Genomic DNA, 15,310 nt, shown 5'->3' with positions numbered 1-15,310 from the left:
TTTCAGTCTTCATATAAAAGAATGGTTCCAATCCCTCATCTTCAGCCAGATTACGAAAGTAAATTGCATGATTAGCTCCGCATATGACTAAAACTAGCCATATGTTCTTCTTTTAATATTTGGGTAAGCCAATAACGCTCTCTGGCCCTATAAGACTCTTGTATTATCTGATAAATCGCACTCTTATCTAAACCATTTATAAACCCAAATGCACGAATGCCATTTTCGTGTTCCATGCCATTTGAATTTCTGTAGCTGCGTTCTGCTTCAGTGAACAAGTGGCCCATGCCAACCTCTTCTGCAATCAATTGTAGAGCTGATTTTCAGATACCATTTTCATTCAGTGCTTCTAAATTGCTCTCTTCTGCAATTATTAAAATACGATTTGCAGAGATTACGGATTTAATCAGCCCTCGAAAACCATTGTGAGATTCTTCACTCAAATCCTTACTGAGATGTTGATACCGATGATTCGTTCCAATTATGTAAATGCTTCGACTCATGAGTACAACTAATGTCGGCCATCACTTGCTGTGGCAAGCAAGCGCAGCGCTGCTTGCCCAGTGTATGGCCTTGTTAGCCTGCTCGGCTTCTCTCAGAAGGGCGAGTGGCGGCGGGAGAAATTGATCATGGCGAACGCGAGATCCTCCACCAAGAAATCGCGTTTCTCCCCGTCGTTTCTAATCGTATTTGCAATCTCAATCTGAATGCTGTTGATTGAGGCCCCATATCTCCTAATTGTGAAGCCTCCATTCACTTCACTCGTTTCGGTGGCCGTTTCATCAGCAGGAGAGACGCGGTATCTGAATACTGGTCCAAGTCCTCCTATTCCACTCTTATGCCGCGCCCACTTCAGAAGCCCGTGAAGGCCGTGCTGCATAAAGATGTCTCGGCGATTAAATCCAGGCAGTAAAGTCGCGCCGTTTGCTGTGCCTAAGTAAATGTCCGCCGGGTCATCTTCAATCTCGCCGGTACCGTGAATATCAAATAGAAACCCTCGACCTCCGTTCTGCTGAAGAATTTGATTAACGTAGCCAGTAATTCGGTTGTGATACTCATCGTAGAAGGGTCGTGCGTCAGAGTCTACAAACGCGCAGGTATTCCCACGATTTGCATCGATAAACTTTCGGTGAAAACGGGCGATCACGACATAAGGAGAGACGCCTGTGATATCAAGAATCTTCTGAGCCACCGATTCTGTAATAAGTGCGGTTTCGGCGTCTCTCCCAGTTCTGAAAGTACAGCCATCCGGTGTCGCATCTTTCGTACGTTCCCGAACCCTAGGCGGCGATTCTGAACCATCGTGAGGACATGTCAGTATCACAGGCATCGTTCCACGATGCCGCTTCACCAGACGACGCTCGGAATAGGTAATTACTTGCATCTGTTTTCTCCGTTTGAGTTTGATGGCTAGCAATTAATTATATAGTTTCTGTATACCTTCCACATTTTTGGCATCAACAGCAACAAAATTATCATATTTATCAGGTTTGCTATCGGCATATTAACCTATTAGCACGATATACGCTTCTGTAGATTATGACGGCACTGACTTCCCCATACTATTAGCTCATGTTATTCAATGATTTATAGAAAGAAACTGGCTGGCGATTTTGGTCGAAAGCAGTCATTTAAATATCATCAACAACCCCTTATCTGCAAAAGCTCCCTACGCCCAGCTTGAACTAACTCAGGTTGGGTTTTTCATTACCCATTTTTCACGAATCAGATTTGAGTAACGATTCTGAGTAATCTGAGTAATGGTTTGAGTAATCCCATTTGAGATATTTCATTCACCGTTGACGGCACTCATCAAGTGCCTGAATCCGGTGATATCGAAACTATCTAGGAGATTCTCAAATGCAACAAAAAATTAAACACCTTAGTCAGGGTGAACTGGCTGAGCGCTGGAATATCAGCGAAGCAACGCTGGAACGTTGGCGTTCTGAAGGTATGGGACCTGTCTTTCTAAAACTGCAAGGACGTGTGCTCTATCGCCTCGAGGACATCGAAGCTTTTGAGGCTGAAAGTCTATGTAAAAGCACCACTGAACGCATCAATGCCGGAGGTGCAGCATGAACGAGTTAATCCCATACGATTTTGCACAAAGTCCCAAAATCAACATCACTGAGCTGAGCGTTTCAGAAATCGCGGCCCTGCCCCCGGCACAACTGCAAGAACTGCACAGCAACTTGCTGACGATGCAGGCCAACATCAAAACAGTACTCGATCGCGTCCATGCCGCTCTGGATCAGCGCTACGGCGAGCAAGCTTCTGCCATGCGTCTTCATACCGGCAAGGACTTCGGCGTATGCCACCTCACGGATGGGCCACTGCGCGTCACGGTCGATCTACCCAAGCGCGTGTCATGGGATCAAGCACAGTTGTCCATCCTTGCCCAACGTATCGCAGAGGCTGGTGAAAACGTCAGTGATTACATTGATATCGAGTATTCGATTACGGAAACTCGCTATAACCACTGGCCTGTTTCCTTGCAAGGGCTGTTCAATTCCGCACGCACAGTAAAGCCCGGTAAGACCAGCTACCGCCTTGCCCTTACTCAAACTAAAGGAGAAGCATAGTGGCATTACCCATCATCTCTGCCGAAGAACGGCTCAAAGAACGGCACAGCGCCAAGATCGGTTTGATCGGCTTTCCCGGTACAGGAAAAACCACCCAGCTCAAAACGTTGCCGGCCGACAAAACTTTATTTGTCGATCTGGAGGCAGGCGATTTGTCGGTCAAGGACTGGTCAGGCGATACGGTAAGGCCGCGCAGCTGGAGTGAATTTCGCGATCTGGTGGTCTTTCTCGCCGGCCCCTTGCCTACCGCGACAGTCGACCAGTCATTCTCGGAAGCGCACTACCGCCACGTCTGTGAGAAGTATGGGGATCCTGCGCAACTGGCCAAGTATGAATATTACTTCGTCGATTCACTGACCGTGCTCTCGCGTCTTTGCTTTGCCTGGTGCAAAACCCAGCCGCAGGCCTATTCCGAGAAAAACGGCAAACCTGACACCCGTGGCGCTTATGGTCTGTTGGGTCAGGAAATGATTGCTGCACTGACCCACTTGCAACATGTGCGCGACAAGCACGTCATTTATGTCGCCATTCTCGAAGAAAAAATGGATGACTTCAACCGGCGCTACTACCAATTGCAATTAGAAGGTAGCAAGACCGCGCTTGAATTGCCGGGCATCCTCGATGAAGTAGTGACGCTTGCCATCCTCAAAGCCGATGACGGCAGCCCGTATCGGGCTTTCATCACGCGTGCTGACAATCCATACGGTTACCCCAGCAAAGACCGCAGTGGTCGGCTCGATGCCATCGAAGAACCTCATTTGGGCCGGCTCATCCAGAAATGCCTCTGCCCCACTCCCCAACTCTAACATTTAAGGAAAAAAATTATGAACCAGAACAACTGGCAAGACTTTAACGATGCCGAAGCACAGCAAAGCGGCTTCGATCTGATCCCCAAAGGCACAGTGGTACAGGTGCGCATGACGATCAAACCAGGTGGTTATGACAACCCAGAACTAGGCTGGATAGGCGGTTATGCCAGCGAAAGCTTCGAGACTGGCAGTGTCTATCTCGCCTGCGAATTTATCGTACTGGAAGGGCCTTACGCCAAACGCAAACTATGGTCAAACATCGGTTTGCAATCGAGAAAAGGGCCGACTTGGGGGCAGATGGGGCGAAGCTTCATTCGCGCCGTACTCAACAGCGCCCGCAATGTTCATCCGCAGGACCATTCTCCGCAAGCGGCTAGCGCGCGCCGTATCGATAGTTTCAGTGAACTCGATGGCTTGGAGTTTCTGGTGCGAGTAGATATCGAAAAGGATGCCAAGGGCGAAGATCGCAATGTGGTGAAACATGTTATCGAACCTGACCACTCTGACTACGCCAAGCTGATGAATGTGCTACCCAAAACCAATACCGGTGGCAGCGGCTCCAGCGCTCCAGCCCAGGCTGCGCCAGCTTACCCCTCAGCTACTCAGCAGCGCCCATCTGCTACGAGCAAACCAGCTTGGGCACAGTAATGAGGAGGATCAATGAAATGTTGGATCTGCAAACGACAAGCACGTGGCTACTGGCATACCGATGGCCGCCACAAAACCGGCGATCCCCGGCGCTATCCGCTCGATTGGGTGTTCTGCAGCCGTCGCTGCCAGGACATCTTCCACAAGCTGTATGCCAATTGGGCCGACGCCACCCAGTTTGGCAAGGAGATCGTGATGATCGATGCCTCTGATATGGAAATCGTTGCTATGAAGCAATGCCTTAAGGCCTTCGGCCAGACAGCGGAAATGATCGGTTTCGATAAGCCCCTCGGGGCTTATTCGCAAGACGAAGCCTTGCAGGTGATCGATGCCATCGTAAGCTGTTACACCGAGGCAATGACCGATGCGCATGAGGCTGCCAAGTTTCCACCGATGCAAGGGCTATCCAAGTCGGTCGGTGATCCCTTTGCTGATCTCCAAAATGATCTGCCATGGGAGGAGCAAACATGATGGATTTCAATTCCATTTCGAGTATCTCTGGGCAAGTAACGGCACTGATCGATGCTGGCATGAAAGACAAACATGCTCAGCAAGCTACACGACAGTATCTGGGCGCATCGCGTCTAGGGATCGCTTGCGAACGTGCGCTGCAATACGAATATGCGCAAGCACCGGTCGACTCTGGGCGTGAAACCCAAGGCCAGATGCTGCGCATTTTCGAGCGTGGCCATGTCATGGAGGATTGTATGGTGCAGTGGTTGCGCACCGCTGGCTTTGACCTACGCACCCGTAAACCCAACGGGAAGCAGCTCGGTTTTTCCGTGGTCGATGGCCGTTTGCAAGGGCATATCGACGGCGTCATCATGGATGGCCCCGAAGGCTTTGCCTACCCTGCCCTTTGGGAGAATAAGTGCTTGGGTAACAAATCCTGGCGTGAGCTGGAGAAGAAGCGACTTGCTGTGGCAAAACCAGTCTATGCGGCACAGATTGCACTTTACCAGGCCTATCTCGAGCTACATGAGCATCCGGCACTGTTCACGGCACTCAACGCTGACACGATGGAAATATATTCCGAACTTGTGCCATTTGACGCTGCACTGGCGCAGCGCATGTCCGACCGGGCGGCCAAGGTCATCACGGCAACCGAGGCAGGCGAACTGTTACCGCGCTCATTTAATGATCCCACTCATTTCGAGTGTAAGTTCTGCCCTTATGCCAAGCGCTGCTGGCAGGAAGGAGGTAGGCAATGAGTATCCCTCTTGAGTTTCAATCAAGCGCAGCGAGCGCTGCTTCGGGCGCCTTATCCAGTATCTTGAGCAGGGCCTTGGCAGCCCCGGTTGGACAGCGTTTGCCTTGCTCCCAGTTGCGGATGGTGTCAAGCGAGACACCGATACGCTCGGAAAACTCAACCTGGCTCAATCCCAGGCGCTTCCGTACTCGGCGCGCGAATTTGGCTGTATCCTGCATCGCTTCCATTTCATCGGCCGCCTGTTGGGTAGCAATGTCCTGTTCGCTAGTGGCATCTACCCGGGCACGGTCAATACATCCCAGCTTCATCGAGGCGGAATCGTCAGGGTCAATCTTCACGCGTATGGTTTTCATAGTAGCGGATCTCTCGTTGGTTGGCTTTGCGCGCGGAGATAATGCGCATCACATCGCTTCTGGGTGTGTAGACCAGGACAAACAGGCGCTGTTCAATTTTGCCCATCAGCTGATATCGCTCTTCATTGTAGCTGTAGCGAGCATCCAGCTGAATCACACGATTGGGATCGAAAAAAGCGTGGGCAGCATAAGCAAAATCGAACCCACGCTCACGAAAACAGGCTTCGCTCTTGGCCTCATCCCATTCGAAATTCATGGCCTCAGTGTAGTTCATTGGCCTATATATAGCAAGCCTGGAGGTAGTTTATGAAATCAACTCCCAAACTGCGCAAATCAGCCACCCGCAAGGAATGGGTCAAGCACTGGTGCCCGCCCCGACCCCTGGCTGGCTTGGAAGTCCTGGAAAAAATTCTGAACCGCCACGTACAAGTGGCGTGTCCTGAATCACGCCTGGTAGTGGCAGTCATTGTGCTTGCCATCCAGGATTGCCTGGACAGATCCGACTCAAAGCAGCGCCAAGAGGCACGGCGCTTCATTATGGGGTCGCATCTTCAATACTGGTGCGATCTGATCGGCCTACATCCAGATTTCGTTCGCGCCATCGCCAGGAAAGCGGGCTATCTCGCTTCAGAAGAGCGGCATTGGCAGCGTGTCTCCGCCAAGGTTCCCATGCTGACTAAGTCGGAGGACAACGCTAGCAAATCTCCCATCCCTCCCATTATCTGTCACTGAAGCAGAGGACATTATTATGCTTGATTTTAATAACGAACCACCCTTAACAAACTTCTTGAGCGGTAATTTTGACCAGCAGCGTGCTACCATTCGTGCCGAGTTGTTGGCGCATCTGGAATCGGTGCTGTTTACCCTATACCCGGCAGGGAAGAAACGCCGAGATAAGTTTCTGATCGGTGACATTCTTGGCAGCCCCGGTGACAGCCTGGAAGTCGTGCTTGAAGGTAGCAAAGCAGGCTTATGGACTGATCGTGCTAATAACTCCGGCGGCGATATATTTGCCTTGATCGGGGGACACTATGGTATCAATGTCCACACCGATTTCCCACGAGTGCTGGCTCAAGGAGCCGATCTGTTGGGTCGATCCCATCTGGTGCCCGCACCCAAGCCTATTAAGGAGGCCCCGATCGATGATCTCGGCCCTGCCACTGCCAAATGGGATTATCTGGACGCTAGTGGCAAACTGATCGCAGTCGTCTATCGCTATGATCCACCTGGACGGAAGAAGGAATTCCGTCCGTGGGATGCGAGACGACGCAAGAATGCGCCACCTGAGCCACGCCCGCTCTACAATCAGCCAGGCATTCTTGAAGCTGAACAAGTCATTCTGGTCGAAGGTGAGAAATGTGCACAAGCATTAATTGATATCGGCATAGCTGCGACCACCGCAATGCATGGTGCCAATGCGCCGGTGGATAAAACCGATTGGTCGCCACTTGCAGGAAAAGCGGTATTGATCTGGCCCGATAACGATAAGCCCGGCTGGGATTATGCTGACCGGGCCGCGCAGGCAATCTTGCAAGCTGGTGCGCTGTCGGTGGCCATTCTACTGCCACCTGATGATCGCTCTGATGGCTGGGATGCAGCTGATGCGATCGACGATGGATCCAATGTTGAAGATTTTATCATCAATGGCCCGCGTATAACCGTGCAACCTCCTGCAGAAGGAGATTCCAACGACTCTGATCAGAATAGCATCGGTGAAAGCGAAACCTCCGTATGGGGCACTGAAGATGCCTTGGCCTTGAATTTTACCCGACGCTACCAGCTCGATTGGCGCTATGTCGCAGCATGGGGCAAATGGCTGATGTGGGACGGTCAGCGTTGGCGCACAGAAGAGACCTTGGCAGCCAGCAATCTGATCCGTCATGTTTGTCGCCACGCAGCCGTGCAAGCCAACAGCATCAAGGTAGCCGCGAAGCTTGCTGCCAGCAGCACGGTTGGCGGTGTCGAGCGGCTCGCACGCTCGGATCGCAAGCACGCTGCGACCACCGATGAGTGGGATGAGAACATTTGGTTGCTCAACACGCCTGGCGGTGTCGTGGATCTGCATACCGGTCGGATACGTGCGCATGATCGCCGTGATCGTATGACCAAGATCGCAGCAGCCACTCCACGCGGAACTTGCCCGATCTGGTTGAACTTCATCGCACAAGTGACCCAGGGTGATCAGCAATACGCCGCCTATCTGCAGCGCTTTGCCGGTTATTGTCTGGCGGGCAGCACGCAAGAGCATGCGCTTTTCTTTTTATACGGCACCGGAGCCAACGGCAAATCGGTATTCGTCAATACGCTCTTCACGCTGTTGGGAGACTACGCGGCCAATGCACCGATGGACACCTTCATGGAGGCACGAGGCGACCGGCATCCAACCGATCTGGCAGGCCTGCGCGGTGCACGCTTTGTGGGAGCCACCGAGACTGAACAGGGGCGCCGCTGGAATGAATCCAAGATCAAAGAAATCACCGGCGGTGATCGGGTATCGGCACGTTTCATGCGCCAGGATTTCTTCACCTACGTGCCGCAGTTCAAGCTGGTGATCGCCGGCAATCACAAGCCAGCGATCCGCAACATTGATGAGGCGATGCGCCGGCGACTGCATCTTATTCCATTCACGATCACCGTACCACCGGAGAAGCGCGACAAACAGTTGCAGGAAAAACTGCTCGTGGAACGTGACGGCATCCTGGCCTGGGCACTGGAAGGATGTCTCGCCTGGCAGCAAATCAGTCTTACACCGCCCCAATGTGTCGTGGATGCCACCGACGAGTACTTCGACGAGGAAGACACCATCGGAGAATTCCTCGAGGAAGAGTGTCTGCAGCATCCGCACGCCAGAGTAGCTATAGCTGATGTATTCGAGCGTTGGCGACAGCGCGCGGAAAAACGAAGCGAATACATCGGCACCAGCCGCTGGTTGGTGCAACAGTTGCTTAGGCGTGGTTTTCACCGTGCCCGCACGGCCACCGGCGCTAAAGCACTGATGGGATTATCGCTCAAACCTAGGGATTCCAGCAGCCGTTTGCCTTATCGCGATGACTGAGCTGGTATTTTGTAAAAGTATTTGATTTTTAATATATTTGACTAATGCTGACTGAGCCATGGATTTACCCCTTACGCGCGGGCGCGTAAGAAGTTATCCGTCGGACAGTCAGATTCAGTCAAGAAGGAGATTTTGATCATGACAACAACACTTCTAGCCCTTGATCTAGGCACAAACACAGGTTGGGCACTACACCACCTGAACGGCACCATCACCAGCGGCACCGAGCAGTTTAAACCCCAACGATTTGAAGGTGGAGGTATGCGTTATCTCCGTTTCAAGCGATGGCTGACTGAGATGAAACAATGTGCCGATGGCATTGACTCGGTGTTCTTGGAAGAGGTTAGACGGCACGTGGGTATGGATGCAGCACATGCCTATGGTGGCTTCCTGGCCACACTCACCGCGTGGTGTGAGCATCACAACATCCCCTACCAGGGTGTGCCGGTGGGCACGATCAAAAAGCACGTGACTGGCAAAGGCAATGCGAGCAAGGAGCAAATGATCGCATCCGTTCAGTTGCTTGGCTATGCGCCTGTTGATGATAATGAAGCTGATGCGCTGGCACTGCTGCATTGGGCACTGCAACATGGAGGTGCAAGATGAAAATTCCACAACAACACTACCGCTGCCCACTCGGACGTCTTCAGCCGAGAGCTACCAACCTGGAAGCAATCAAACAAAGCGGCTGGCGCGACCAGTACATCCTGGTCGTGTCAGCAGACGATGATCGTCTCGATTGGATGGAACGAGAGCTGCTCAAGCGCATTGGAGAACGCCTCTACGGTGAGAAAGGAGTGAGCAATGATTAAATGGACAGCCGAACTCGTGGCAGAACGTTTCTCGGAGGCTGCGCAAACAGCAGAACGTCTTCCGCCGATGCGTGTCCAGGGTTACTTCAACTGCTGGCCGGACATTCAGCGCATGGCGTGGGAGAAGCTCGGTACCGAACCACCGGTGTATCGCTTCCCACCCGAGCCGGCCGCGATCGACCGAATGCATGAAACCATGCGTTGGGTGCAATGGCTGGAAGAGGAGCAGCGACATCTGATCTGGATGCGCGCCAAGCGCTACGAGTGGCAGAAGATTGCGAAACGCTTCGGCTATTGTACCCGAACTGCACAGCGTCGCTGGCAACGTGCTTTGTTGGCCGTGGCTGATCACCTCAATCAAGGCCAGGCAGAGTTTGTCACAGGCCATCTGAGTCGTGCCAGCGGTGGACGACCAACCCATGAATGAGCGTTCCCGAACCTGTAAACCCTTCCCGCCTTCCCGGTTTCCCACCGGGAATGCAACTGGGGTGGGAAAGGTTAAGCCCAGTACTGGCGCGGGTGAAAACCTTTCCCGGCCAAAACTTTTCCCGGTCAGGGTGGGAAGGGTTTAAACCTAGAATTTACGCCACTTTCCCGGTTTCCCGGATTTTGCTCTCTAAAGAGAGAGTGAGCATTGGGAAAGCTCACCTCTCACGGATGATTTAGGTCTGTCGGAATAAGATATCGCAAACCGGATCGTTCGGAGCACAATTGGCAATATACTGTACTAAGAAACTGTTTGGAAACTCCTGTTTTATGTCAAGTGCCTCAACATAATGCGGGTCATGGCGATGTAAATCCACGTCTCATCCGTCCGGGGGAGGCGCTCATAGCCCTTTTACTCAGTCTGTGTGAATGGTTCAGCCAACCAAAAGTGCGCTCGACCACCCGGCGACGAGGTAGTAGCACAAATTTCCTGGTTTCCCTGGGGCGCAATCCCACCTCCAGACTTCAGAATATACAAAATTGCATTGACTACCTGACGCATACTCAACTCTCGTGGCCTCCCCACGGCTGATACTGGCAGATGTGGTTTCAAATAACGCTACGCGCCATCGCTCAGGTTGCTCGGATAGCGTTTCTTCCGTCTTTTTGTAGATTCATCATATTGTCTGCTGATAGCAAAAAGACGCTACATTAATCCAGAACTCACAGATTCCAAACAGTTGCTTACAATGGAACGTTGCCTTTTTCCCATAATTCGCGTCCGGTGCAGTAATTGGTGAGTGGAACGTCTTGACTAAGCTTAGGCCGAATATGTGTTTGTTTTATCGGATGTGTCGTATAAACACATCCGATTAGAACCGGATCTTTTGGCTTTATACATGGCCTGATCCGCGGCTTCAAGCAGAGCGACAGAGGAGGATGCATCTTGGGGATAGAGCGCGATCCCAATGCTGACGGAAATCTGGACAGGTTGTTGCGCAATGTGGAAGGGCTTCGCGAGTGCATCAATAATAGTCTGGGCCACACGCTCAACATCCTTAAGCTGCTTAGCACCGGTGAGAATCACGGTAAATTCATCGCCGCCGAGACGGGCAATCGTATCTGCCTGCCGGCCACAATCACTAAGGCGCTCTGCCACGTCAAAAAGTAGGCGATCCCCCTTTTCATGGCCTAGCGAATCATTAATTTTCTTGAAGCCATCAAGATCTAGGAAAAGCAGAGCAAAAGCTAGGCCACTGCGCTTTGCATGTTTGACCTCCTGTTCCAGGCGGTCCAGGAAAAGACGTCGATTCGGCAGCCCTGTCAGAGGGTCATGGTGGGCGTTGTGCCATATTTTTTCTTCGGCGAGCGCCTGTGCAGTAATATCTCGGGAAATGCAGACAATCGCTTCGGTGTTTCGATGCTCGTCCAGCACGGGTGCAAGCAAATACTCGAACCTTTCACCTTGGCCAGAAGCAAAAGTGTGGACGAATTTGCCTCGGTGGGTGGACTGGTCAGCAATTACTTTTTCCAGATTGTGCTGTAAGTCGGAGGCGAACGAAAACCCGAGGTCAAAGGTGGATTTTCCAATGATCGCACTGGGCTCCAGAGCGAAAAGAGCAGAGGTGGCTTTGTTTGCATAAACAAATCTGCCTTCGAGATCCAGCACATAAATCGGATCAGGTGATGCGACCAGAATAGCGCCGAACAGCCGGGTTTCCATCTCTTTAACGGTCGCATATTGATCCAGCGATTCGGCGATGGCCTGGTCTATCGCTTCATGGAACCTGGTGAGGTCTTCAAGCTGATGGCCGGCAGTCATTGGATAAGCTTTAGTCCAGTGCGACACCACGCTCGCACGCAGGGCCCGAAATTCGGAAACTGTTTCATTGACGCTGAAGCCGCTGGCCAGTCGATCGCCACCGTGCACTTCTGCGTAAGATACACCCTTCTTCTTCAGACCTAAGCCTTTCGATTTGTTGACTCTTTCTAGTTGACTCTGATATGTATCAAGGTCTTCGGCAATCGTCAGAAGCATGCCTCTGGCGTGGTCGCGCAACTTGGGACTGTCCATATTCTTGGGATGAAAAATGGTTTTGGCAAATTCTTCCCAATCCCGAAGAATTGGCTCAATTTCTGCCCGAATAAAATCAGCTAATCGCATATTCACCTGCACTTCTTTGGCTCAAGATAAGAACAAAAAGGATCGGGAGAGACGCCCGCGCGTTCACGACTATTCATCACTGCTCAAGCCATACTCAGCATGCTGAGGCAAATTATCAGTAATTTGGAACTAGGGTACTGTGCTTTTACCTCCGGATTGGTATCGAGTTTTCTAAGCAGTAAGCCGTAAACCTCGGGGTTGGCGTCGAATATAGCATATAAACTGGACGTATTTTAAGCAAAATCCTTTATGCTCACTTGAAGAAGACTCATAATGGCGCATGTTAACAAACAGCAATAATCGCCACATCAGCTAGCTCTCAGAATTTCCAAACAGTTTCTAAGTGATATGTTTTGTTGATGAGAAGAGTATTTCTAACCTCTGTCTAGGTGTGAGATGATGGAGATAAATGATGACAACGCAAAACGTAAGAGCCGTATTCTGGACGAGATGCATGAAACTGCGCGCGGACTGTGCACGATGCTGGCTTGATCAGCAAGCGTCGTATGTGCGAGTTCGACGCCCTGTGTCATCTCGATGTGGTAGAGATGTCCCGCAAAAGATCAAGTCATTGCGTGAGAAAGCACACCTCAGCCAAGCCGTTTTTGCCGCGGTGCTGAACACCAGCCTTTCGACGGTACAGAAGTGGGAGATCGGCGACAAGAAGCCCAGTAGCCCTTCCTTGAAGCTATTGAATCTCATCGAGCGCAAAGGACTGGAAGCCGTCCTCTGACCTTTCAAATGCCTGCACAATACAGAGTAATATGCGCTACAGATCATGATCACCTCAACGATATTTCAGTTGATACAAAATATTTTTAGCAATTTTTCGTATGATTGCTAACGGGTGCGGAAAGCTGCGGAGAATCGCCAATTCAGGGGCTTTCAGAGGTGTCGCATTTCCTAAAATTTCGTGTAAAATCTGTTTCATCGTAGAAATAACAATGGAATAGACACTGATAGATCAAGACATTCTGCTAAGCCCCAACCAATAATTGCTCCTGCAAACACTTGCCAAAATCTGATGGGTCCTTCCTGCCCAGGATGGCATGCGGGGGGCGCGCGCCCGACATCGCGCTAGCGACAGATCAAAAAATCAGGTTACCAGAGTTACCAGTTACCACCCCAGTTACTGCTTCGTTTTTATCACCATTTCGAACCCGCTCATGTAGCGGGTTTTTTATTGTCTATGGAAACATCCAGCTTAAAGATCGAGTACTGGCCAATTAGCCGATTACTGCCTTATGCCAGAAACCCTCGCAAAAATGATCACGCCGTAGATCAGATGGCTTCCGTCATCGCTGAATTTGGCTTTCGCATTCCAATTGTAGCGCGCAGTACTGGCGAGATCGTTGATGGACACCTCAGGCTAAAAGGTGCACAGAAGCTCGGACTGGAAACAGTTCCGGTGACACTGGCCGATGAGCTCAGTGATGCGCAGATAAAAGCTTTTCGCATCATGGCAAACCGCTCAGCTACCTGGGCCGAATGGGACGATCAATTATTATCGCTGGAATTGTCCGAGTTAGAAGAGCTTGGGTATGACCTAACCCTCACAGGGTTCAGCGACGATGAACTCGACCAGTTACTGATGAACCCTGCCGACAAGGAAGGCATGACCGACGAGGATGCGGTACCTGAGCCTACCGAGCATTCCGTCTCCCGCATGGGCGATGTGTGGCTGATGGGAAACCACCGCCTGCTCTGTGGCGATGCCACTGAAGCCGAAAGTTATAAACTATTGCTTGGGTCTGAACTGGCAGACATGACTTTTTGCGATCCACCCTATGGGGTCAATTATGCCAACAACGCAAAAGACAAACTGCGCGGCAAACATCGCCCGATTTTGAATGATAATCTCGGTAGCGAGTTTAGACCTTTTCTCGAAGCTGCTTGCAGTAACATCCTCTCGGTTACCAAGGGTGCGGTTTACATCGCCATGAGTTCATCTGAGCTTGACACGCTACAAGCTGCTTTCCGGTCCGCCGGTGGCAAATGGTCGACCTTCATCATTTGGGCAAAGAATACCTTTACACTCGGCCGCTCTGATTATCAACGCCAATATGAGCCCATCCTGTACGGTTGGCGCGAAGGTGCTGACCATTTCTGGTGCGGCGCGCGCGACCAAGGCGATGTGTGGCACATCAACAAGCCAATAAAGAATGATCTCCATCCCACCATGAAGCCTGTGGAACTGGTGGAGCGCGCCATACTTAATTCCAGCAAAAGTCGCGACATCGTGCTTGATCCATTCGGTGGTTCAGGAGCGACGCTGATCGCCGCTGAGAAATCGGGACGTCAGGCCCGACTGATAGAGCTCGATCCAAAGTATGTCGATGTGATTGTGCGCCGTTGGCAGGATTGGAGCGGAAAACAAGCCACCCGTGAGTCGGATGGCGTGTTGTTTGATAATCAGGCAGCGCACGATTCTTCTACAATCTCACAGTGAATCACAAAACCTGTCAGATAAGGAAGCCCGCGTGGGATGCCGTAGCCCTTGCTGGTTTGACGTCCGATCTTCCAAGTCATCCACTTCTGTGTGGCTGCGCTAATCGCATCAGGCAGCGTATGACCTGTATACAGTTGGTTCAGCACGTCGTCTGCAAAATGGCGCCCAAATCGGCTATCCAAGAAAAGCCGTACTGATTCAAGTGGTTGGTTGGTGGCGTCTGCGATGGCAGTCATGGCAAGAGGCCATGCTTTACTGGCCTGGTTCTCCAGCGTGTGCCAAAAACCCCAGCTTTCGTTTTGAGAGGAAGGGATTTGTCTGGTTGTGTTCATCTTTAACTCCTGTGGTTGCGACACTCCTAGTAACGCTCTGTTCGATCAAGAAGCCAAGCTTTTTTGATTTTATTCGGTTGTAATAAAATAAAGCCTATCCGGTTATACTGCGGGCTTCTCAACCAACAGGAGCATTTTAAGCATGTTCAAGTCAGAACTGATTGACCTAATCGCCGCCCAGGCAGAGATATCTAAAGCCACCGCAGCCAAGGCATTGAATGCCATGATCGACAGCGTAGTCGCAACAGTGGCCAAAGGCGATACCGTCGTGCTGCCTGGCTTTGGTACTTTCAAATCCACCAAGCGTGCAGCTCGCACCGGCCGACATCCACAAACAGGTGAAGCATTGAAGATCGCCGCGAGCACGGTGCCTAGATTTACGGCAGGAAGCACTTTCAAGAAAGCGCTCGCTACCCCAAAGAAAAAAAAGAAGTCATCTTGATAAACAAGAATGAGCAGAGAGCGGCATT

Annotated in this window: 20 protein-coding genes and 1 pseudogene; 14 read left to right on the top strand and 7 right to left on the bottom strand. The window is 51.3% G+C overall.

The window, feature by feature from the left end; all coding sequences use genetic code 11:
- Positions 1-71: 71 nt before the first annotated feature.
- Both BM122_RS07620 and BM122_RS07610 read right to left on the bottom strand, forming a co-directional pair.
- Positions 72-308, bottom strand: a complete 237-nt coding sequence (locus BM122_RS07620) for a hypothetical protein (RefSeq protein WP_074904918.1) — start codon at positions 306-308, stop codon at positions 72-74.
- 287 nt (positions 309-595) lie between these two features.
- Entirely contained in the window at positions 596-1,384 is a 789-nt protein-coding gene (locus BM122_RS07610) for an N-formylglutamate amidohydrolase (protein ID WP_074904915.1), read from the bottom strand.
- 476 nt (positions 1,385-1,860) lie between these two features.
- Between BM122_RS07610 and BM122_RS07605 the strand changes: the two genes are divergently transcribed.
- Genes BM122_RS07605 through BM122_RS07580 form a run of 6 tightly spaced genes read left to right on the top strand, consistent with a single transcriptional unit; the run spans position 1,861 to position 5,250 of the window.
- The gene (locus BM122_RS07605; protein ID WP_074904913.1) at positions 1,861-2,079 is read left to right on the top strand and encodes a helix-turn-helix transcriptional regulator; all 219 of its coding nucleotides are present in this window, start codon (positions 1,861-1,863) and stop codon (positions 2,077-2,079) included.
- The gene (locus tag BM122_RS07600) at positions 2,076-2,582 is read left to right on the top strand and encodes a hypothetical protein (protein WP_074904911.1); all 507 of its coding nucleotides are present in this window, start codon (positions 2,076-2,078) and stop codon (positions 2,580-2,582) included. Before BM122_RS07605 ends, BM122_RS07600 begins: the two co-directional genes overlap by 4 nt.
- On the top strand, positions 2,582-3,388 hold the full coding sequence (locus tag BM122_RS07595) for an ATP-binding protein (protein ID WP_074904909.1): 807 nt from the start codon (positions 2,582-2,584) through the stop codon (positions 3,386-3,388). The genes BM122_RS07600 and BM122_RS07595 overlap by 1 nt, the downstream gene beginning before the upstream one ends.
- An 18-nt stretch (positions 3,389-3,406) precedes the next feature.
- The gene (locus tag BM122_RS07590; RefSeq protein ID WP_074904907.1) at positions 3,407-4,039 is read left to right on the top strand and encodes a hypothetical protein; all 633 of its coding nucleotides are present in this window, start codon (positions 3,407-3,409) and stop codon (positions 4,037-4,039) included.
- 12 nt (positions 4,040-4,051) lie between these two features.
- Positions 4,052-4,510 carry a DUF6511 domain-containing protein gene (locus BM122_RS07585; protein WP_074904905.1) on the top strand — a complete coding sequence of 153 codons (459 nt, stop codon included), beginning with the start codon at positions 4,052-4,054 and terminating at the stop codon, positions 4,508-4,510.
- Positions 4,507-5,250, top strand: a complete 744-nt coding sequence (locus BM122_RS07580) for a PD-(D/E)XK nuclease family protein (protein ID WP_074904903.1) — start codon at positions 4,507-4,509, stop codon at positions 5,248-5,250. The genes BM122_RS07585 and BM122_RS07580 overlap by 4 nt, the downstream gene beginning before the upstream one ends.
- 16 nt (positions 5,251-5,266) lie before the next feature.
- Here BM122_RS07580 and BM122_RS07575 read toward each other — a convergent pair whose 3' ends face one another.
- Positions 5,267-5,602, bottom strand: coding sequence for a helix-turn-helix domain-containing protein (locus BM122_RS07575; protein WP_074904901.1), 336 nt, complete (start codon positions 5,600-5,602; stop codon positions 5,267-5,269).
- Positions 5,577-5,876, bottom strand: a complete 300-nt coding sequence (locus BM122_RS07570; protein ID WP_218152028.1) for a BrnT family toxin — start codon at positions 5,874-5,876, stop codon at positions 5,577-5,579. The genes BM122_RS07575 and BM122_RS07570 overlap by 26 nt, the downstream gene beginning before the upstream one ends.
- Positions 5,877-5,908: 32 nt before the next feature.
- Between BM122_RS07570 and BM122_RS07565 the strand changes: the two genes are divergently transcribed.
- From BM122_RS07565 to BM122_RS07545, 5 genes are all read left to right on the top strand, one after another.
- Entirely contained in the window at positions 5,909-6,334 is a 426-nt protein-coding gene (locus BM122_RS07565) for a hypothetical protein (protein WP_074904897.1), read from the top strand.
- Positions 6,335-6,350: 16 nt separating this feature from the next.
- Positions 6,351-8,657 carry a phage/plasmid primase, P4 family gene (locus tag BM122_RS07560; protein WP_143083356.1) on the top strand — a complete coding sequence of 769 codons (2,307 nt, stop codon included), beginning with the start codon at positions 6,351-6,353 and terminating at the stop codon, positions 8,655-8,657.
- Positions 8,658-8,795: 138 nt separating this feature from the next.
- The gene (locus tag BM122_RS07555) at positions 8,796-9,263 is read left to right on the top strand and encodes a crossover junction endodeoxyribonuclease RuvC (protein ID WP_074904893.1); all 468 of its coding nucleotides are present in this window, start codon (positions 8,796-8,798) and stop codon (positions 9,261-9,263) included.
- Positions 9,260-9,469 carry a hypothetical protein gene (locus BM122_RS07550; protein WP_074904890.1) on the top strand — a complete coding sequence of 70 codons (210 nt, stop codon included), beginning with the start codon at positions 9,260-9,262 and terminating at the stop codon, positions 9,467-9,469. Before BM122_RS07555 ends, BM122_RS07550 begins: the two co-directional genes overlap by 4 nt.
- Positions 9,462-9,896: a DUF6362 family protein gene (locus BM122_RS07545; RefSeq protein ID WP_074904887.1), complete on the top strand. Its 435-nt coding sequence runs from the start codon at positions 9,462-9,464 to the stop codon at positions 9,894-9,896. Before BM122_RS07550 ends, BM122_RS07545 begins: the two co-directional genes overlap by 8 nt.
- 327 nt (positions 9,897-10,223) lie before the next feature.
- Here the strand turns inward: BM122_RS07545 and BM122_RS24950 are convergent.
- Both BM122_RS24950 and BM122_RS07530 read right to left on the bottom strand, forming a co-directional pair.
- A pseudogene (locus tag BM122_RS24950) lies at positions 10,224-10,381 on the bottom strand (transposase); the annotation flags it as partial.
- A 334-nt stretch (positions 10,382-10,715) separates the two neighbouring features.
- Positions 10,716-12,059, bottom strand: coding sequence for a diguanylate cyclase domain-containing protein (locus BM122_RS07530; RefSeq protein WP_074904886.1), 1,344 nt, complete (start codon positions 12,057-12,059; stop codon positions 10,716-10,718).
- Positions 12,060-12,630: 571 nt separating this feature from the next.
- Here BM122_RS07530 and BM122_RS25925 point away from each other — a divergent pair.
- A complete protein-coding gene (locus BM122_RS25925; protein WP_371264904.1) occupies positions 12,631-12,792 on the top strand; it encodes a helix-turn-helix domain-containing protein in 162 nt (53 codons plus the stop codon).
- 456 nt (positions 12,793-13,248) lie between these two features.
- Positions 13,249-14,508, top strand: coding sequence for a DNA modification methylase (locus BM122_RS07520; protein WP_074904884.1), 1,260 nt, complete (start codon positions 13,249-13,251; stop codon positions 14,506-14,508).
- On the opposite strand, the gene BM122_RS07515 is transcribed toward BM122_RS07520, so the two are convergent.
- Entirely contained in the window at positions 14,472-14,840 is a 369-nt protein-coding gene (locus tag BM122_RS07515; protein ID WP_074904882.1) for a hypothetical protein, read from the bottom strand. The two genes, BM122_RS07520 and BM122_RS07515, sit on opposite strands and share 37 nt — an antisense overlap.
- Positions 14,841-14,982: 142 nt before the next feature.
- On the opposite strand from BM122_RS07515, the gene BM122_RS07510 reads away from it, so the two are divergent.
- Complete coding sequence (locus tag BM122_RS07510) at positions 14,983-15,282, top strand: HU family DNA-binding protein (RefSeq protein ID WP_074904880.1); 300 nt, start codon at positions 14,983-14,985, stop codon at positions 15,280-15,282.
- Positions 15,283-15,310: the final 28 nt, after the last annotated feature.

Source organism: Nitrosomonas communis (assembly GCF_900114745.1).
Classification (GTDB): Bacteria; Pseudomonadota; Gammaproteobacteria; order Burkholderiales; family Nitrosomonadaceae; genus Nitrosomonas; species Nitrosomonas communis_A.
The sequence above is the reverse complement of the archived record's forward strand: the minus strand, read 5'-3'. Positions and strand labels throughout refer to the sequence as shown.